This is a genomic window from Flavobacterium sp., from assembly GCF_017985075.1.
Classification (GTDB): Bacteria; Bacteroidota; Bacteroidia; order Flavobacteriales; family Flavobacteriaceae; genus Flavobacterium.
Genome location: NZ_JAGNYF010000025.1, coordinates 1 through 17,683, shown reverse-complemented (window position 1 = coordinate 17,683; position 17,683 = coordinate 1). Strand labels below are relative to the sequence as shown.

Here is a 17,683-nt window from a genome sequence, read left to right as displayed (position 1 = left end):
TCTAAATGTTTAGAATTAAAACTATTTTTGCACTATGAAGATACATCAGCATTTTATTTTACACAAGCCTCACGGATTTATTAGTCAGTTTGTTTACGAATTAAAGCGTAATAAAAGAAAATTAGGTGAACTATATGATTTTCCAGAAGGTACAATGGCGATTGGTAGATTAGATGAAGATTCTGAAGGGCTATTATTGCTCACCACTGACGGAATGATGAGTGAATTGGTTCGAAGTAAAAAAGTAGAGAAAGAATATTATGCGCTAGTTGATGGAATTATTACATTAGAAGCTGTTGAAAAACTGAAAAATGGAGTAGAAATTGGTTTTCACGGTAAAAAATATATTACTAAAAAATGTCAAGCTAAATTAATTGATAATCCAATTAACATTGGCGAAGGTAGAAGAATTAGAGATGAACGACACGGCCCTACAAGTTGGGTTTCTATAACATTAACCGAAGGAAAATTTCGACAAGTTCGTAAAATGACTTCAGCAGTAGGTTTTCCAACCTTACGATTAATTAGAGTACGAGTTGGAAATATTGAGTTAGGTAATTTAAAAGCTGGTGAAGTGCGAGAAATTTTTGCCGTAGATTTTGATAGAATTTCGGAGTAATTTTTAAGTTATATGATTTTATCTGACAATAAATTCACTTTTTTTAATGAAAGAAGATTTATTTGATTGATTTATAAATAGGTTTTGCCCATTCGTTAATATCGCTATATTTTTTTAACAATTTTCCATTTGAAGTTCTGAAAAGTAATTTTGCTTCAGAAAAATCAATTGAATTATCATAAACATAAAGTCTATCAACAATATTAGAAATTATTGTACAATTTGATATTGATTTAGAATAACGAGTAATTATTTTTGTAATTGGAACATCATGACCTCCTTCTAAAACTCTATTAGTAATTCTTTTGGCATTTATCTCTGGATGATTTGTTCCAATGAAGAAAAAACGAATAAAATAGCCATTAGAGATAGCTTTTTTTATAAAATCAATTTTATCATTTGCGGAGAAAACGGTTTCAAAAATTAAACTTTTGTTCTCTTTTATACAGTTTTCTCTTCTTTCTTCAGCAATTTTAGCTGCCTTGTAAATAGCGTCAATATTATTCCAACCACCAAATTCGTCTTCGGCAATCTGATCTGGATTTATGTAAACACAATTTTCAATCCAATGATGTTTTAATAATTGATTCGTAACAGAAGTTTTTCCAGAACCATTTGGACCTGCAATAACAATTAAAATTGGTTTTGAAGACTCGCTATGCATGTAAAGCTTTTGCAATTTTTAAATCGTTTTCTTGAATTTTTTTTAAATTCATTTTTGCAATTTTTGCTTTTTTCTTTACGTCAATCAAAACGTTTTTCATCAATTTTTTCAATTGAACTTCACTTGGTTCATTATTTGAATCTAATAAACTCATAAATTTTAAATTAAAATACTTACAAATATATAAAATTTATCTGACAATAAATTTACCGTGTGTTTTATCAAAAACAATATGCTCATCTTTAAATAACGTATCAAAAACACCTTTTTTAATTAAATTGCAAGGTTGATCTTGAATACAGAAACCTTCTGTCATTACTATCATTTCATCAGAAAGCTGAATGGCCAAATCGATATCGTGAGTTGAAAATAAAATACATTTTTCTGTTTCGTGTGCCAGTTTTTGTAATAATTTAAACACCGAAACTTTATGAAACAAATCTAAATGGGTTGTGGGTTCATCCAAAATAATTAAATCAGTATCTTGTGCTAAGGCTCTTGCAATTAAAACTTTTTGTAATTGTCCATCTGAAATTTCGTAATGTTTTTTTTCTGTTAAATGTTCAATATTGGTGAGTTGAACAGCTGTTTTAATTTTCGAATAATCATCATCAGTTAAATTGCCAATCCAATTGGTATAGGGTTGTCTTCCTAAAGCAATTAATTCCCAAACGGTTAAATTACTACTTGGTAGTTTATCGGTTAAAACCAAACTTTGTTGTTGAGCTAAATCAGAATTTTCAATTGAAAAAAGATTTTTATTGTTTAAAATTACGTCACCCGAAATAGGTGTTTGAATAGCAGTAATTGTTCGTAATAAAGTTGATTTTCCAATACCATTTCCACCAATTAATGTAATTAACTTACCTTTTTTTAATGAAATATTGATATCACTCGCAATGGTTAATACTTCTTTTTTGGAAGTATAACCAATAGTAAGATTTTTGGTGTGAAGTATGATATTATTCATTGATTTAATAGGTACGCCGATTTTTATGATTGAACTGATTATTTGATTTTATTTTTAAAAATATTTTGCGAATCTCTGTGTTTCTCTGTGAAACTTTGTGTAATTATTTTAATTAATTCCTCTTTTTCTTATCAATAACCAAATTACAATTGGCGCTCCTAAAATTGATGTAATTGCATTAATTGGTAAAGTAAAATCTAAACCTGGTAATTGTGAAATCGTATCACAAAGTAACATAATTAGGGCTCCGAATATAATAGTTGATAAAAATAAAATTTTATGATTACTTGTTTGAAATACTAATTTTGAAATGTGTGGAACGGCTAAGCCGACAAAGGCAATTGGTCCTACAAATGCAGTTATGCTTCCTGCTAAAATCCCTGTTGCTATAAAAATTAAATTGCGTTGTTTTTTAATATTGATTCCTAAACTTTTTGCATAATTTTCGCCAAGAAGAAAAGCATCTAAACTTTTAATCGAAAACAAACTTAAAAACAAACCAATTACTACTGAAATACTTAAAATTAAAAGTTGTAACCAACTTAAATTTCCTAAATTCCCCATAGACCAAAATGTGAATTTTTGTAATTGTTCTGCGGTACTAAAATAAGTTAAAACGCTAACAATTGCTCCAGTGAAACTACTAAACATTAAGCCAACAATTAAAATAGACATGGTGTCTTTTAATTTTTTAGAAACTATAAAAACTAAGAATAAAACAAATATACTTCCTAAAATAGAAGCTAATACTATTCCAAAATTTGACAAAAATAGGTCTGCTAAAAAAACAGGTAAAAAAGAAGCACCCATAATAATAAAAGCTACTCCTAAACTCGATCCTGAGCTTAATCCTAAAACATAAGGACCTGCAAGTGGATTTCTAAATAATGTTTGCATCAACAAACCCGAAATTGATAAGCCAATTCCAACTAAAGCAGCTGTAATTGCTTTTGGTAAACGGAAATTGATAATAATGTATTCCCACGTGTCTTTTACTTCTCCAAATCCAAAAATTGATTTTGCAACTTCTTTTAAAGGAATGGCAACTTGACCAAAACCAATATTTAGTAAAAAAACCACTACTAAACCGATTAGTAAAGCAGAAAATAGGATTTTATGTTGCTTGTTCTTTTTCAATTTTATTTAAGTTTTTCGAAGAAATATAGTTGATAATTAGGTAATAATTCTGGATGAAATATTTTTACTAAATCTTTTAACACCAAATCTGGACGATTAGGTGCTAATTCATAATAAATTACACCGCCAGTTTTCCCTTTTTTCTTGCTAAAAGAATAAATAGCATTGGTTTTAAACGCTTTAAACTCCGAATAATGTGGATTTGCATTTTTAATTTCTTCCATAGAAACGTATTGATCTATAAACCAAATATCGGCATTTTTAGCTTCACTATACACTTTTTCAAAAGATAATGCCAAACTACCTGTTCCTTTTGTATGTTTCCATAAATAATTTGCTTTGGCATTACTTATAAATTTCGCACCCCAACTTTCGCCTTGTGGTAAATACCAAGTATTTTCATACATTGAGCCACTTAAAACACTTGGTTTTTTAGTAGTATTTTCAACTAATTTTAAGGTTTCGTTATAAGAATTTTCAATTGTTGAAAAAATAGCATTTGCTTGTTTTTCTTTTCCAAAAAGGACACCAAAAAGTTTAATCCACTCCACTTTACCTAAAGGAGATTGTTCATTCCAATCGCCATTTAAAATTACTTTTAAGCCATTTTTTTCTAAATTATCTAAAATTGGATTACTATTGTCTAAGCCATAGCCCATAATGATATCCGGTTGTAAATTAATCAGAACTTCCGTATTCAAGGTTTGATTGCTTCCTAATTCTTTTATTTTTCCAGAATCAATTAAATTTCTAACTTTTTCAGAAGAAATATAATTCAAATTTGGAAATCCAACTAATTTTGATTCTTCACCTAACATTTCTAATGATGGAATATGCGTAGTTGATGTTAGAACAATATTTTTTATTGGAACTTGTATTTGTGGCACGTTTTTATATTCTACAGGAATAATAGCATTTTTTTTCTTTAAAATATACAAAAATTTCTTTTTAGAATTTGGCCAAGGCGAACTTACTTCCACTACAGAATAATTATCTTTAGTGCTAATTGACAGCCCTTTTGCGTGTTTTATTTCGTTGTTCGAAACTTTTTTTAATGTGCTTTCATTATTATTCTTACACTGAATAAAAACAAATAAAAGTAAAATAAAAGCAAATTTTCGAGACCTATACATTGGTGTAATTTTTTACAAAAGTAAAAGATATTTATATAGTTTGATTTTAATTTTTAATAAATTACTTTTGTGGTCTGATTATGGTTGAAATTCTATAACATAGAAATTCATTAAAAGGGAATCAGGTGAAATACCTGAGCTGTACCCGCAACTGTATGCTACTATACGTTAGTGTTATCTGCAAATCCACTGTTTCGCTTAAAACGAGATGGGAAGGAAGACACTAATATGCAAGCCAGGAGACCTGCCACATTCATTGAATATCAAACTTTCGGGAAAAAAGGTTTGGGTATGGGTAATTCTATACTTTTCTCCCATATTGGAAAATTAAAATTGTAAAAATGAAACGTAATTTCATTAAACTATCTGCGTATTTTACGTTGGTAACTTCTTTTGCTATGGCTCAAGAACAAAATCTGTCAAAAACAATCCAAGAGATTGTAATTTCCGACACCAAATTTGCGCAAAGCAAAGAAAAATCAGGAAAAATTATTGAAAAAATTACAGCAAAAGATTTAGAAAACAAAAAAGGCCAATCTTTAGCCAATGTTTTAAGTCAAGTAGCCGGTGTAGAAGTAAATGGGAACCAGTCTGGAACCGGAAAAAATTTAGCATATTATATTCGAGGCGGAAGAAGTCGCCAAGTATTAATTGTAATTGATGGTGTTCCTGTAACAGATGCTTCAGGAATTGGTTTGCAATACGACTTACGTTTGTTACCTGTGGAGCAAATTGAAAGTATAGAAATTATGAAAGGAGCCGCAAGTACTTTATATGGTTCGGGTGCCGCAACAGGATTAATTAATATCTCATTAAAGAAAGCGGTAAAAAAAGAAATTGAAGGTACTGCTTATATAAATTTAGGAACACAAAATGTAGCCAATCAAACAAAAACAAGTGCCCAAGATTTTAATCAAGGGTTTTCTGTAAATGGAACAAAAGGTCGTTTTTCGTATTTAACATCACTAAATAGTACCGAAACAAAAGGAATTAGTGAAGCCGCAGGTACAAATTTTGAAACAGATAATTTTTCAAGAGTAAATATTATGCAAAAAATAGGTGTCGATTTTAATTCTAAAATTAATTTTCAAGCTTTTGCTAATTATGACCGATTAAAATCTGCTTTTGATGGCGGAAGTTTTTCAGATGAAGTGGCAAACATTTCTTTTTCAGAACAGTTTAGGGTAGGTTTTACCACGAAATATAAATATGTAAAAGGAGAATTAAATTTTGTAACAGGTTATACAAATTTGGAAAGAAAATACGACACTTACAGTTCTTGGACTTCCAGTGTTGACTATTCGTATTACAAATCCAGAAGTATGAATGCCGATTTATTTAACAAATATAATTTTTCAAAACAGGTTTTTTTAATACTTGGAACGCAATTTCAGTTTATGGATATGCTGGAAGAAAGCGCTTTTGAATCTATCACAAATACTCAAGCCAACTTTAACGTGTTTGATCCTTACGCAACATTAGTTTATTATTCAAATTTTGGACTAAATATTAATGCGGGTGCAAGAATTAACAATCATAATGTATATGGTAATTATACTACTTTTAATTTTAATCCTTCGTTCAACTTTAAAACAATGCCCTTAAAGTTAATTTCTTCTTATAGCACGGCATACATAACGCCTTCGTTATATCAATTGTATTCTCCGTATGGAAATTTAAAGTTGAAACCCGAAGAAAATACTACTATTGAAGCAGGTTTTGAAACAAATTTGTTTCAGAATAAAATTTCATTTAATGCGGTTGGTTTTTATAGAGAAGAAGAAAATAGTTACGACTTTTTTACCGATGAAGTCACTTATGAATCGAAATATATTAATAATTCAAGTCAAGTTATTGCAAAAGGTGTTGAAACTAATTTAGGATTCAAACCCGTTTCCTATTTATCTATAAATGGAAATTATACGTTTACACAAGTTGCCGAAGCGCAAAGCAAATTAATACCGAAGCATAAAGTAAATGTTTCATTTGATGTAGACTTAGCAAAAAAAATGCATTGGAATACACAATATCAATATGTGGAATCCAGAAACGACGCTTTTTTTGATAGCAATACTTTTGCTACTGTTAATAACGTTTTGGCATCGTATCAAATCTTAAATTCGAATATTTCTTATGAGGTATTACCAAATAGATTATCTGTTTTTACGGCTGTTACAAATATTTTAGATAAAGATTTTTATGAAAATATTGGATATTCTGCAAGAGGAAGAAATTTTAAATTAGGAATCAATTTAAAGTTTTAAAATTTTCTAAATCGTAAGATTATGCTGCGTTTCTGTTTTATGTAACAATTTTACTTTAATGTAGTCTAATCTTTGGAATAGATTTTGATATTCAAATTAAAAAATAGTGAGTTATGAAAAAAATTATTGTTTATGTTGCTTTGATGATTTCGTCATTAGTGTTTTCTCAAAATGCTTTTGATAAATTAGAAGATAAAGAAGGTGTAGAAAGCATTGTGGTTTCTAAAAAAATGTTCGATTTAATGAGCAAAGTTAAAGTGGATGCAAAGGATAAAGAAATGCAACAATATATGAACTTGCTTAAAAAATTAGATAATTTGCAAGCAGTTTATACCTCTCAATCTAAATTGAGTGGCGATTTAAATGCAGCTGCTGCTTCGTATTTAAAATCAAATCCATTAGAAACAATTACTACATCTACGCAAGATGGAAATGTAATTAAAGTTTACGGAAAAACAGATGCTAATGAAACCAATGTAAAAGAAGTTTTAGTTGTGGTAAACGGTAATTTTAATGGTGTAAAAACATCAATTGTATCTATAAAAGGCGATTTTCCTTTGAGTGAAATTGCATTACTTGTAAAAAAGTTAAATCTTCCAGGAGCCGATATTTTAAGTAAAATTGAAAAAAAATAATCGGATGAAAAAGGTATTTTTACTTGCTATTGCAGTCATTACATTCAGTTGTAAACAAGAAGCTTCTTTACAAAAATACTTTGTGGAAAGTGGCGAAAAAAAGGAATTTATGTCATTAGACGTTTCATCTTCTATTTTAAATATTAATAAAAGTAAGTTATCTGCATCAGAAAAAGCGGCATTAGCATCGTTTGATAAAGTAAATATTTTAGCTTTTAAAAAAGACGGAAAAAATAATGCGCAATACACAAAAGAAATAAAAGAAGTTAAAGAAATTTTGAAAGACACAGTGTATCAACCATTAATAAAATTAAATGGAGTAGGGCAAAACGCCTCTATAATGATAGTTGGCGATAATAAAGAAATTGACGAGTTAATTTTGTTTGGAAACAAAAAAGAATTAGGTTTTACGGTTGTTCGAGTTTTAGGAAACGATATGAAACCAGAAAACGCAATGGAATTTTTAAGTATTCTGCAAAAATCGAATATCGATATGGAGCAATTGAAACCTATATTAAACTTCGTGAATAAGAAATAAGGTTTTAAAATATGAAATCCCAATACAAAACAAGTATTGGGATTTTTTTTAGTCTTTAAATTCCAAAATATCTCCGGGTTGACAGTCTAACACTTTACAAATGGCTGATAATGTACTAAAACGAATGGCTTTTGCTTTACCGGTTTTTAGAATGGAAACATTTGCCAACGTTAAATCAACTTTTTCGGAAAGTTCATTTAATGACATCTTTCTTTTGGCCATCATTACGTCTAAATTTACTATAATCGCCATAGATTAAACGGTTAAATCAATTTCTTCTTGCAATTCAATACCTCTTTTGAAAACATAGGCAAGTACTATCAATACTACGCCCATAAATAACCAAACATCTGCGCCACCTAATTTTAATATTTGAATACTTGGTAATTTCACACCTTGTTGCGATAACCATTCGGTATAGCTAACGCCATAATTAGAGAAAAATCCAATACCAATAGCTATATAAGCGACAATCAATATGAATTTTTTCACAATTAGATTAAAAGGTTTAGCTAAAGAAAGGTTTTTATTGTGAAGCATTTTCACTATTAAGTAAAAAAGTATCGCTTTTAATATTGCAATAATACTCATAATTGATGTTACAACTAAAAAATAACCTTTATCAAATTGATATAAATCAGAAAAATCGATTTGATTCCAAAAAAATCCAGCGCCTATTGGATTGTAAAATGTCGTGTATGCTATGTTAAAAAGAATTCCGCCGGCTTCAACACATAGACCAATAAAAATAATCCAACACATAATTTTTAACACGTTTAGCATTTGCTTGGCACTAATTTTAAATTCCATAATACAATAAGATTTAAGTTAATGGTGCAAATATCAATAATTTTTTATTGATAAACAATAAAAAACGTATTTTTATTTAATTGTAATCTCATCTACAAATATAAACGCATCACCACCAAAACCTTGATGCCATTCTGGTAATTTTCCGAAGTTCTTGGCAATAACTTTTACGTAACGTGCTTTTTTGTTATTGGTTTCGTTAGCAGTGAAATTTAAAATAATGTTTTCTTCTATTTTTGGGTCTAACGTATTGTTTATCGAACCGAAATAGGTAAAATTCACATTATCATCTGAAATGTAATATTCCACTTCTGTAGGCATTAAAATCCACGAACGTTGGTCTTGTAAAAAGCGTGCTGAAATTTCAGTAATACTTTTTACTTCTTGTAAATCTACCACCGCTTCAAAATCCTGACTTTGGTAGCCTTGCCAATCGCCTTTCCGCCAATTTTCAGTACCTAAAATACCATCTAACAACCCTTCAGGACCACCAGCGTGATATTGTGGATTGTATTTGGATTTGATGTTGATGCTGTAATTGTTTGGTTTTTTGAAGAATTGGGCAGAGATTAAGTTACTATTAATATATTGCTTTATAGCATTAGGTCTATATAGTTTTCTTATTTGAACTTTTGAATATGCATATACGGAAGATGATTTTTCAATTTCAAAAGGAGAATTATACTTTATCATATTACTCTTTAAAATCAAACTATCTTTTAATTTTAAATCAGAATCTATCCAATAATATAATTCATCAATATCAGAATTTATATCAGATTTTATTTCAATTAGCATTTTATCTTTAAAAGATTTATTAGCAGCTTCAATTATAGGAACTTTTGAATAAGGAGTATGTGATATAATTTTTATTGGATGTAAGATAATTTCCAAATTAAAATCAATAAAAGGAAATTTAGCTTCATTCACCTTGAAATTTAATCTTTGAATTTTATCTAATTTAATTTTTGTGTTTTTGAATATTGGTTCAACAATATTATAGGTTTCTTGACCTGGCGTCACCGCATAAATCCCTATTGCACTCAACACGAACCAAGCACTCATTTGCCCGCAATCTTCGTTTCCTATTAAACCATCGGGAGTATTTTTGTAGAAATTATTTAAAATGTAATGTACTTTTTCTTTCGTTTTTTCTGGTTTGCCTACATAATTGTATAAATACGCCATATGGTGACTTGGTTCATTACCGTGTGCATATTGTCCAATCAATCCGGTAACATCGACTTGTTCTCTACCTGTCGTTTTACTTTCAGCATTGAAAAGCGCGTCTAACTTGGCTTCAAATTTATCCTTTCCACCATACGCTTCAATCATTCCATCAATATCTTGTGGTACAAAAAAGGAGTACTGCCACGAATTGCCTTCCGTAAAATTATTGTTTACTTCTCTTGGGTCAAAAGGTTTGTCCCAACCGCCGTTTTTCTTTGGACGCATAAAACCCGTTTCCCAATCGAAAATATTTTCCCAATTCTGAGAACGATTCATGAAATACTGATAGTCTTCTTGTTTGTTTAAAAGTTGTGCCATTTGTGCAATACACCAATCATCATAAGCATATTCCAAAGTTTTAGAAACGCTTTCGTGTTCGTCATCCATCGAAATGAAACCGTTTTTCTTGTAGGCTTCTAATCCTAAAACATCACGCATCGCAGAAGCTTTGCTGGCTTCAAAGGCTTTTTCGTAATCAAAACCTTTTATTCCTTTTGCCATCGCATCCGCAATTACGGAAACCGAATGATAACCAATCATACAATCCGTTTCATTGGATGCCAATTCCCAAACGGGTAATCTGCCACCTTGTTCGTATTGTTTGATGAACGTATTGATGTAATCAGAAGTTCGTTTTTTATCGATTAAAGTATATAAAGGATGTGCTCCTCTAAACGTGTCCCATAACGAAAAAACCGTATAATAATCAAAGCCTTCTGCTGTATGAATTTGGTTGTCTCTTCCTCGGTATTTTCCGTCTAAATCTTGTGCAATATTGGGTTGCATCATCGTGTGATACAAAGCCGTGTAGAAAATCGCTAACTTATCCTCATCATTTGAAGTAACTTCAATTTTTGATAATTCTTTGTTCCAAAGGGTTTCTGCCTCTTTCTTAACTTTTTCAAAATCCCAATTTTTGATTTCAGAACTGTTTAGTTTGGCACCTTCATAACTCGTAGGCGAAAGCGATACTTTTACAAGTATTTTTTCACCTTTTTTGACTTGTTTGGAGAAAGAAATTGCAACATCTTCGCCTGTAAGTAAATTTTCAGGTTTGTTTTTCCCTCTTTTTAAATTAATCAACAAAGGTGTATTAAACTCAATTCTTGCATACACATATTGATTTCTTGCCCATGCTTCGCTTCTTCGTAAGACTTCAATGGTTTTATTATCAATAATTCTTACAGTTCCTTCCAAAAGCTTATCGCGGTGATTCAAATCTAAAATAATATTAGCTTGACCGTCTTTATTAAACGTATATTCATGAAAACCTATACGAGTTGAAGTCGTTAATCGCACATCTATATCGTGTTTGTCTAATTTCACTGCATAAAATCCAGCGGAAGCTTTTTCATTAGCATGCGAGAAAGTAGAAGAATAGATTTTGTTATCAAACGAAGGTTCGCCCATAGTTGGCATCAACATGATATCGCCATAATCTGAAACACCGGTTCCGTTCAAATGCGTATGCGAAAATCCGTAAATAGTATTATCATCATAATGATAACCGCCACAGCCATCCCAACTGCCATCAATTCGTGTATCTGGTGACAATTGCACCATTCCATAAGGCACAGTTGCACCAGGAAATGTGTGTCCGTGTCCGCCGGTTCCAATAAATGGGTTGACGTGTTTGGCGAAATCTTGTGCGAATAATAAAGTGGGAAGTAGTATAAATAAAATTGCTTTCTTCATGATGATATAATATTGTTGATGTAAATTTCAACAAACTATTTGAAAAAAGCAATTTTATAGGAAATTAAATCGGTTAGATGAGGTTTATTTGCCTAGTACACCCTTACGATTAATAGTATGAAATTCTATGTTGTTTTCGTCTTTGATGGTATTTGCTTCAAAGGTAAAGTTTTTATCGTATAATTTTCCGTTAAGAAAATACGTAAGCATGAAATGATTGTTTAATTGCAAAACGTTATTTTCTAATAATTCTATTTTAATAGCAGTTTCAGGAGCTACTTCATTAAAAGCATGTCGGAAATAACCTGTTTTTCTTTCTTCATTATTCAGTACTCCTGAAGCATTTGAAACTACCATTGCCATTTCTAATTTTTCTGAAGTATTGTTTAATAAGTAGGCATACCAACTGTTTTCTCCAAAATCTTCATTCCATTCTTTTATGGCAACCACATATACGTTTTCTACTTCAGGAATAATAATGTCTTTTTTCATTAGAAGTTACTGCTTTATTTTATTTTTTTAGATAAAGTAGCCGTGTTTGTAAATATCTTTAAATCTACTTTTGGTTCTCCTAATAAATCAATTTGTGTATTTCCTGATGCCGAAATTTCAATAGTTTTTTGAGCATTCACTGAACAAGAGGTGTAGCCTTCTGCAATTAATTCCATATCAACTACGGTGAATTTTTTAGCTACTAAACTTGAATTATTATCCAATCTTATTTTTGCAATTTGTGCATCACCTTCAATAGTAGCTTGCGATTTTTGGTATAAATCTACCTTAGATTCTGGTGAAGCAATTAATGCTTTTAAATTAGCATCTTTACTTAATTCTACAACAGATTTCTCTGCTTGCACATTGATTTCCGCTTTAGATTTATCAGTTAATATTAATGTAAAATTGGTAGATTTCACATTTAAAAAAGATTGCGATTTATCAAAGTTTTTAACTGTAATATTTGCTAATGCAATATCTGCAATAGCATTAACTTTACTTGCATGTCGTGCTACAATTGTTTTTAAACTATCATTATAATTTACTCTAATAGCCATTTTTTTCTCGCCAACAGGTTGCTTTAACGCGGTTAATTTTAAAGTTTTTCCTAAAACATTATAACTAATAATGTCATGTAAATTATCATCGGCTTCAATTTCTATCGATGTTTTTTCTCCTTTTACAAAATATACATCTAAAAATTCTTCAATTTCTACATGTTCAAATTCTTCTACTTCTTTCACAGAAATAGTTACAATTTTTGAACCTTTTATTTTTTCTAATTTAGCTTGAGCTGTCGCTAATGAAAAGCTAAAAAGTGTAATTACGAAAAGTGTGATTGATTTTATCATTTTATATAAATTTTAATTTAAAGTACAAATATATTAAAAAAAATCCCGAAATAGTCGGGATTTGTGTGTTATGATATTAGATTTTTAGAATCAAAAAAGGTTGTTAAAAAATACTTTCTATAAATTGAATTACTAATTGTACGGCAATATCAATCATTTTAATTACAAATTGTATCATATTTTTTTAAGGTATATAGGTTAATATATGTAGCAAAATTAAGTATAAATTATGAAATGAATGTTAAAAATTAATTAAATTATTCTATAGTTATTTCGCCACCGCTTGTTTCTTCGTTTCTTAATTCTCTTGGTCTTTTTACCGATGCTATCGTTCCAGCGCTTTCCGCTTTTGCATCTAATTTCACAATCGCATATACTTTAATATCACTTGCACTTGACGTTTTTGCAAATACTTCATTTGACATTAATTCAGATGCATCAATTGTACTAGCACTCGAAGCATTCGCCTCTAGTTTTAAAGCTTTGCCTCTTAACGTTATGTCACCAGTACTAGAAGCTTCAACGGTTATGTTTTCATATTCCACTTCCATATCGATAGTGCTGGCACTTGAGACAATAATATTTAAATTTTTGCCTTTAAATACCGTATTTGATTTTATTGAAGACGCACTGGAAGTTTCAATTTCTTTTAATTCTTTTATTTTAACTCGCACAATTAGTTCATTACAAACAATCATATTTTTATCTAAACTTATTTTCAAAACACCATTTGAAATTGTTGTTTTAACATGATTTTGTAAATTAGAGTCCGTTTCAACTTCAATACTGTTATTTTCGGCTTGTTCAATTTCAACAGCAATTGCTTCGCTGGTTTCAATTTTTGTGAAATTCTCGGTAACTTCTCTTTTACTAATTGTAACCTGTCCATTTCCTTTTTTTTGATTCACAAATTCTTGACAGGAAAAAAGTGAAATAATTATGAATGTATAAAATATATTTTTCATTTTTTGTTATTTTATAGTGATACCATTTTTGTTGATTTTAATGCTTTCTACATTTTCTTTTTCAACGGTTTTATTTCCTTTTTTTATAAGAATCCCATCTTCATTTAATATAATTTCAGAATTTTCTTCTGAATTTGAAATGGTGTCATTTTCAACATCGTTATAGTCGTTTTCATCAATTGGACAATTCATACATAACACTTTGTTTTCTGAAACGATATATGTATAAGTATCTGAACTATGATGTAAGTTGAAATAGTCATTTTCAGATCTGTCAAAGTGTTTGAAGTTTTTATCTACTTTAAAAATGGTTCCTTTAGGTAAATACAAAAACAATTCTACTTCTTGGTCATGTTTTTTATTGGCTAAATCTGTAATCCAATAATTATCTAAAATTAAATTGTTGTTTTCAATCTTAACGTTATATTTAATTTTTTCAGCCGTTTGTTTGGCTTTTTTAATACTACTTCCTTCTGCAGATTTTTCAATTTGTAAAAAAGCAATTGGTTCGTTTGTTTCTACTATTTTTATAGATACATTATTTGAAAAAATAATTGCTTTATCAGCAGCGTCATGAATGACCTCAAAATTTTCATGTTCGTAAATATCTTTACTGTATAAATTATTTGAAATGAATTTAATATTTAAAGTATCCGAAGGTTTTATATTAATGGCTACTTTTTCGATTTCCTTTCCAGTATATGCGTTTTGACTAATCTCTTTTATAGTTAAAAACAATACTGCTCCCAATCCAATAATCCAAATAGCCAATAACGAATAACTTATGCTGTTTCCAATTGATTTTATTCTGTTTGAAACTAATTTTAAACCTAAGATTAGCAAGAAAAACAAAGGAATTCCAAATACTAAAATTAACAATATGCCTTGTAACCAAATAGGTGTTTCAAAACTAAAAGGAGTGTGAATGTGATTGTATAGGAAATTATCTGGCATAGATGAGAAAAACATCATGGCAATTCCTCCAATAATTACACTAATTATGGTCATAGAAGTAAAAAGCACTATAAATCCACCTATTATTTTTGAAATTGCATTAAATATTGACGTAACAATTTCACTTACTGTATTTCCAATTTTTTCTGCTCCATTTTTTGCATTTGTAGCCATTTTATCATGGTCTAAATTTGAAAACTTATCTGAAATTTCGTTAAAACCTTCTTTTACTTTTTTCTCAATATTTGAAATATTTATAGGTTCTCCTTTCATCTCTAATTTTTGTGAAGTAGTAACGGCTTCTGGAATTAATATCCATAAAATAATGTACAACACTAATCCTGTACCAAAGCCGAAAAATAAAATTACCATTATGATTCTTAACCATAAGGGGTCAACACCTAAATATTGCCCTAAACCAGACATTACACCTCCTAAAAATGAATTTTCTTTATCTCGATATAATTTTTTATTTATGTAAATTGATTTAGTAAAGTTACCAAATGAGTTTTCGTTTTTTGGAGTTTCTTCTTCAATTTTATAATCTTCAGGTTGCCCCATTATCGTTATAATATCATCAACTTCTTTTAAGCCAATAACTTGTTTAGTAGTACCTAATTTTTCTGTAAAAAGTTCAGAAATTCTACTTTCTATATCATTAATAATTTCTTCTCTACCATCAGGAGATAATGAACTTCTAACGGCATCAAAGTAGTTGCTTAATTTTCTAAAGGCATCTTCATCAATGTGAAAGAAATAACCTCCTAAATTTATACTTGTTGTTTTGTTCATGACCTATTTTTTTTGATTAGTTATTGTGTTTACAGCACCTGATAATTCACTCCAAGTGTTGTTTAATTCTTTTAAAAATTCTTTTCCTTCATCTGTTAAGCCGTAATACTTTCTTGGCGGCCCCGATGTAGATTCTTCCCAGCGATAGCTTAATAAATTATCGTTTTTTAATCTTGTTAATAAAGGATATACCGTGCCCTCTACAACAAGTAATTTTGCGGTTTTTAAAGTGTCCAAAATTTCAGAAGTGTAGGCGTCTTTCTCTTTTAATACAGATAAGATGCAAAACTCTAAAACACCTTTTCGCATTTGAGCTTTTGTGTTTTCAATATTCATTTGAATTTGTTTTTATAATCATGTTAAAACGATTTAAAATTCAGTACATTACTTAGTACATTATTTTCTTATGCAAATATATATCTTAAAACAGATACCTTGTTTTACATAGTACTAATAATTAACATAATTTTAACATTTAAATTTAATGATGTACACAACTATTTTTTTTCTTATTTTTACATAAAATATAAATAGATATGGAGTTTACACCTTTCAAATTAAATGCATATACCTTTTTTAAATTACCATCCGCATTTTGGAGTGGGGTACGGGTAAAACAAATTACATCCGAAAATTGTAAGGTTTCAGTAAAATATAGTTGGTTCAATCAGAATCCGTTTAAATCTATGTATTTTGCAGTTCAAGCTATGGCAGCCGAATTTACTACTGGTGCTTTAGTAATGTATCATATTAAAAAAAGCGGAAAAAATATTTCAATGCTTGTAGCTCAAAATAAAGCTGTTTTCACAAAAAAGGCTACGGGTAAAATCACTTTTACCTGTAATCAAGGAAAGGAAATTGCCGAATGTATTGAGAATGCAATACGAACAAATGAAGGACAAACGATTTGGTTAACGTCAATAGGAATAAATGAAAATGGCGAACAAGTTTCAGAAATGCAATTTCAATGGACAATAAAATCAAGAATATAATTTTTAGAGATTTGTTAATCTTAGTTAATGTTTAATCTTAAAGCATAACTAATTGTAAATTTGTGATAAAATAATATAAATGAACATTTTAATAACAGGAGCAACTGGTCTAATAGGGAAAAAAATGGTGACTTTACTTAAAAAAGACAATCATGTAATTCATTATTTAACAACTTCAAAAAGTAAAATAGAACACACGCCAAATTATAAAGGATTTTATTGGAATCCAGGTAAAGGCGAAATTGACCTTGCTGCTTTTGAAGATGTTTCCGTTATTATTCATTTAGCAGGTGCCTCAGTTTCAAAAAAGTGGTCAAAAGCTTATAAAAATGAAATAATACAGAGCAGGGTTCAAACTGCTAATTTGCTTTTCAAAACGTTGCAATCTCATCCTAATAAAGTGAAACAGTTTGTTGCTGCATCTGCTGTAGGTATTTATCCAAATGATTTAACTGCCATTTATAATGAAGACGATTCGAAAATTGATGATTCTTTTTTAGGTGAAGTAACGCAACTTTGGGAAGAAAGCACCAATTTATTTAAATCCTTACCACTTTTGGTAACCACTATCAGAATTGGAGTGGTTTTAGCCAAAGAGTCAGGCGCATTAGTTGAAATGACTAAGCCAATAAAATATGGTTTTGGAGCTGCTTTGGCATCTGGAAAACAATATGTGTCTTGGATTCATATTGATGATTTAGTGGCTATTTTTAAATATGTTATAGATAACAATTTAGAAGGTATTTACAATGCGGTTTCGCCATATCCCACAACTAATGAAGAACTAACAAAAGCTATTGCGAAAACCATTCATAAACCTTTGTTTTTACCGAATGTGCCAAAATTTATGTTGCGTTTACTTTTAGGAGAAATGCATCAAATTGTAACCAGTAGTCAACACGTGAGCTCAAGAAAAATTCTTGATTCAGGGTTTCAATT

The 17,683-nt window shown here is 29.6% G+C and carries 19 protein-coding genes and 1 riboswitch; of the genes, 6 read left to right on the top strand and 13 right to left on the bottom strand.

Annotation, left to right across the window (positions count from 1 at the left end; all coding sequences use genetic code 11):
• Nucleotides 1-40: 40 nt before the first annotated feature.
• Entirely contained in the window at nucleotides 41-619 is a 579-nt protein-coding gene (locus tag KA468_RS06550; protein WP_291242150.1) for a pseudouridine synthase, read from the top strand.
• A gap of 58 nt (nucleotides 620-677) precedes the next feature.
• Here the strand turns inward: KA468_RS06550 and KA468_RS06545 are convergent, their stop codons facing one another.
• The 5 genes from KA468_RS06545 to KA468_RS06525 all read right to left on the bottom strand — a co-directional run bounded on the left by KA468_RS06545 (nucleotide 678) and on the right by KA468_RS06525 (nucleotide 4,523).
• Nucleotides 678-1,283: a zeta toxin family protein gene (locus KA468_RS06545; protein ID WP_291242138.1), complete on the bottom strand. Its 606-nt coding sequence runs from the start codon at nucleotides 1,281-1,283 to the stop codon at nucleotides 678-680.
• Entirely contained in the window at nucleotides 1,276-1,437 is a 162-nt protein-coding gene (locus KA468_RS06540; protein WP_291242137.1) for a hypothetical protein, read from the bottom strand. Before KA468_RS06540 ends, KA468_RS06545 begins: the two co-directional genes overlap by 8 nt.
• A 36-nt stretch (nucleotides 1,438-1,473) precedes the next feature.
• A complete protein-coding gene (locus KA468_RS06535; protein ID WP_291242136.1) occupies nucleotides 1,474-2,253 on the bottom strand; it encodes an ABC transporter ATP-binding protein in 780 nt (259 codons plus the stop codon).
• A gap of 108 nt (nucleotides 2,254-2,361) precedes the next feature.
• Nucleotides 2,362-3,390 carry an iron ABC transporter permease gene (locus tag KA468_RS06530; RefSeq protein ID WP_291242135.1) on the bottom strand — a complete coding sequence of 343 codons (1,029 nt, stop codon included), beginning with the start codon at nucleotides 3,388-3,390 and terminating at the stop codon, nucleotides 2,362-2,364.
• Between the two features lie 2 nt (nucleotides 3,391-3,392).
• Nucleotides 3,393-4,523, bottom strand: coding sequence for an ABC transporter substrate-binding protein (locus KA468_RS06525; RefSeq protein ID WP_291242134.1), 1,131 nt, complete (start codon nucleotides 4,521-4,523; stop codon nucleotides 3,393-3,395).
• Between the two features lie 53 nt (nucleotides 4,524-4,576).
• Nucleotides 4,577-4,790, top strand: a riboswitch (cobalamin riboswitch).
• A 74-nt stretch (nucleotides 4,791-4,864) separates the two neighbouring features.
• Here KA468_RS06525 and KA468_RS06520 point away from each other — a divergent pair.
• The 3 genes from KA468_RS06520 to KA468_RS06510 all read left to right on the top strand — a co-directional run bounded on the left by KA468_RS06520 (nucleotide 4,865) and on the right by KA468_RS06510 (nucleotide 7,960).
• The gene (locus tag KA468_RS06520) at nucleotides 4,865-6,787 is read left to right on the top strand and encodes a TonB-dependent receptor plug domain-containing protein (RefSeq protein ID WP_291242133.1); all 1,923 of its coding nucleotides are present in this window, start codon (nucleotides 4,865-4,867) and stop codon (nucleotides 6,785-6,787) included.
• Between the two features lie 113 nt (nucleotides 6,788-6,900).
• Nucleotides 6,901-7,422, top strand: coding sequence for a DUF4252 domain-containing protein (locus KA468_RS06515; RefSeq protein WP_291242132.1), 522 nt, complete (start codon nucleotides 6,901-6,903; stop codon nucleotides 7,420-7,422).
• A 4-nt stretch (nucleotides 7,423-7,426) separates the two neighbouring features.
• Entirely contained in the window at nucleotides 7,427-7,960 is a 534-nt protein-coding gene (locus tag KA468_RS06510; RefSeq protein ID WP_291242131.1) for a DUF4252 domain-containing protein, read from the top strand.
• Between the two features lie 48 nt (nucleotides 7,961-8,008).
• On the opposite strand, the gene KA468_RS06505 is transcribed toward KA468_RS06510, so the two are convergent.
• The 8 genes from KA468_RS06505 to KA468_RS06470 form a co-directional block, all read right to left on the bottom strand.
• Nucleotides 8,009-8,212, bottom strand: a complete 204-nt coding sequence (locus KA468_RS06505; protein WP_291242130.1) for a helix-turn-helix transcriptional regulator — start codon at nucleotides 8,210-8,212, stop codon at nucleotides 8,009-8,011.
• A 3-nt stretch (nucleotides 8,213-8,215) separates the two neighbouring features.
• Nucleotides 8,216-8,770, bottom strand: coding sequence for a DUF2975 domain-containing protein (locus KA468_RS06500; protein WP_291242129.1), 555 nt, complete (start codon nucleotides 8,768-8,770; stop codon nucleotides 8,216-8,218).
• Between the two features lie 72 nt (nucleotides 8,771-8,842).
• Nucleotides 8,843-11,695 (bottom strand): GH92 family glycosyl hydrolase, encoded by a 2,853-nt coding sequence (locus tag KA468_RS06495; RefSeq protein ID WP_291242128.1) that lies wholly within the window; start codon nucleotides 11,693-11,695, stop codon nucleotides 8,843-8,845.
• An 84-nt stretch (nucleotides 11,696-11,779) separates the two neighbouring features.
• Entirely contained in the window at nucleotides 11,780-12,187 is a 408-nt protein-coding gene (locus tag KA468_RS06490; protein ID WP_291242127.1) for a hypothetical protein, read from the bottom strand.
• A gap of 14 nt (nucleotides 12,188-12,201) precedes the next feature.
• The gene (locus tag KA468_RS06485; protein WP_291242126.1) at nucleotides 12,202-13,041 is read right to left on the bottom strand and encodes a DUF2807 domain-containing protein; all 840 of its coding nucleotides are present in this window, start codon (nucleotides 13,039-13,041) and stop codon (nucleotides 12,202-12,204) included.
• Nucleotides 13,042-13,298: 257 nt separating this feature from the next.
• A complete protein-coding gene (locus tag KA468_RS06480; protein ID WP_291242125.1) occupies nucleotides 13,299-14,006 on the bottom strand; it encodes a head GIN domain-containing protein in 708 nt (235 codons plus the stop codon).
• A 6-nt stretch (nucleotides 14,007-14,012) separates the two neighbouring features.
• The gene (locus tag KA468_RS06475) at nucleotides 14,013-15,752 is read right to left on the bottom strand and encodes a PspC domain-containing protein (protein ID WP_291242124.1); all 1,740 of its coding nucleotides are present in this window, start codon (nucleotides 15,750-15,752) and stop codon (nucleotides 14,013-14,015) included.
• Nucleotides 15,753-15,755: 3 nt separating this feature from the next.
• Nucleotides 15,756-16,088 (bottom strand): PadR family transcriptional regulator, encoded by a 333-nt coding sequence (locus tag KA468_RS06470; protein ID WP_291242123.1) that lies wholly within the window; start codon nucleotides 16,086-16,088, stop codon nucleotides 15,756-15,758.
• Between the two features lie 200 nt (nucleotides 16,089-16,288).
• On the opposite strand from KA468_RS06470, the gene KA468_RS06465 reads away from it, so the two are divergent.
• Nucleotides 16,289-16,744: a DUF4442 domain-containing protein gene (locus KA468_RS06465; protein ID WP_291242122.1), complete on the top strand. Its 456-nt coding sequence runs from the start codon at nucleotides 16,289-16,291 to the stop codon at nucleotides 16,742-16,744.
• 79 nt (nucleotides 16,745-16,823) lie between these two features.
• Nucleotides 16,824-17,683: TIGR01777 family oxidoreductase (locus KA468_RS06460; RefSeq protein WP_291242121.1), on the top strand; the 860-nt coding region annotated here is incomplete at its 3' end.

Coding starts and splice junctions, on each gene's coding strand:
- KA468_RS06545 (WP_291242138.1), bottom strand. CDS start 1,283: ATGCATAGCGAGTCTTCAAAACCAATTTTAATTGTTATTGCAGGTCCA.
- KA468_RS06540 (WP_291242137.1), bottom strand. CDS start 1,437: ATGAGTTTATTAGATTCAAATAATGAACCAAGTGAAGTTCAATTGAAA.
- KA468_RS06535 (WP_291242136.1), bottom strand. CDS start 2,253: ATGAATAATATCATACTTCACACCAAAAATCTTACTATTGGTTATACT.
- KA468_RS06525 (WP_291242134.1), bottom strand. CDS start 4,523: ATGTATAGGTCTCGAAAATTTGCTTTTATTTTACTTTTATTTGTTTTT.
- KA468_RS06520 (WP_291242133.1), top strand. CDS start 4,865: ATGAAACGTAATTTCATTAAACTATCTGCGTATTTTACGTTGGTAACT.
- KA468_RS06515 (WP_291242132.1), top strand. CDS start 6,901: ATGAAAAAAATTATTGTTTATGTTGCTTTGATGATTTCGTCATTAGTG.
- KA468_RS06510 (WP_291242131.1), top strand. CDS start 7,427: ATGAAAAAGGTATTTTTACTTGCTATTGCAGTCATTACATTCAGTTGT.
- KA468_RS06505 (WP_291242130.1), bottom strand. CDS start 8,212: ATGGCGATTATAGTAAATTTAGACGTAATGATGGCCAAAAGAAAGATG.
- KA468_RS06500 (WP_291242129.1), bottom strand. CDS start 8,770: ATGGAATTTAAAATTAGTGCCAAGCAAATGCTAAACGTGTTAAAAATT.
- KA468_RS06495 (WP_291242128.1), bottom strand. CDS start 11,695: ATGAAGAAAGCAATTTTATTTATACTACTTCCCACTTTATTATTCGCA.
- KA468_RS06490 (WP_291242127.1), bottom strand. CDS start 12,187: ATGAAAAAAGACATTATTATTCCTGAAGTAGAAAACGTATATGTGGTT.
- KA468_RS06485 (WP_291242126.1), bottom strand. CDS start 13,041: ATGATAAAATCAATCACACTTTTCGTAATTACACTTTTTAGCTTTTCA.
- KA468_RS06480 (WP_291242125.1), bottom strand. CDS start 14,006: ATGAAAAATATATTTTATACATTCATAATTATTTCACTTTTTTCCTGT.
- KA468_RS06475 (WP_291242124.1), bottom strand. CDS start 15,752: ATGAACAAAACAACAAGTATAAATTTAGGAGGTTATTTCTTTCACATT.
- KA468_RS06470 (WP_291242123.1), bottom strand. CDS start 16,088: ATGAATATTGAAAACACAAAAGCTCAAATGCGAAAAGGTGTTTTAGAG.
- KA468_RS06465 (WP_291242122.1), top strand. CDS start 16,289: ATGGAGTTTACACCTTTCAAATTAAATGCATATACCTTTTTTAAATTA.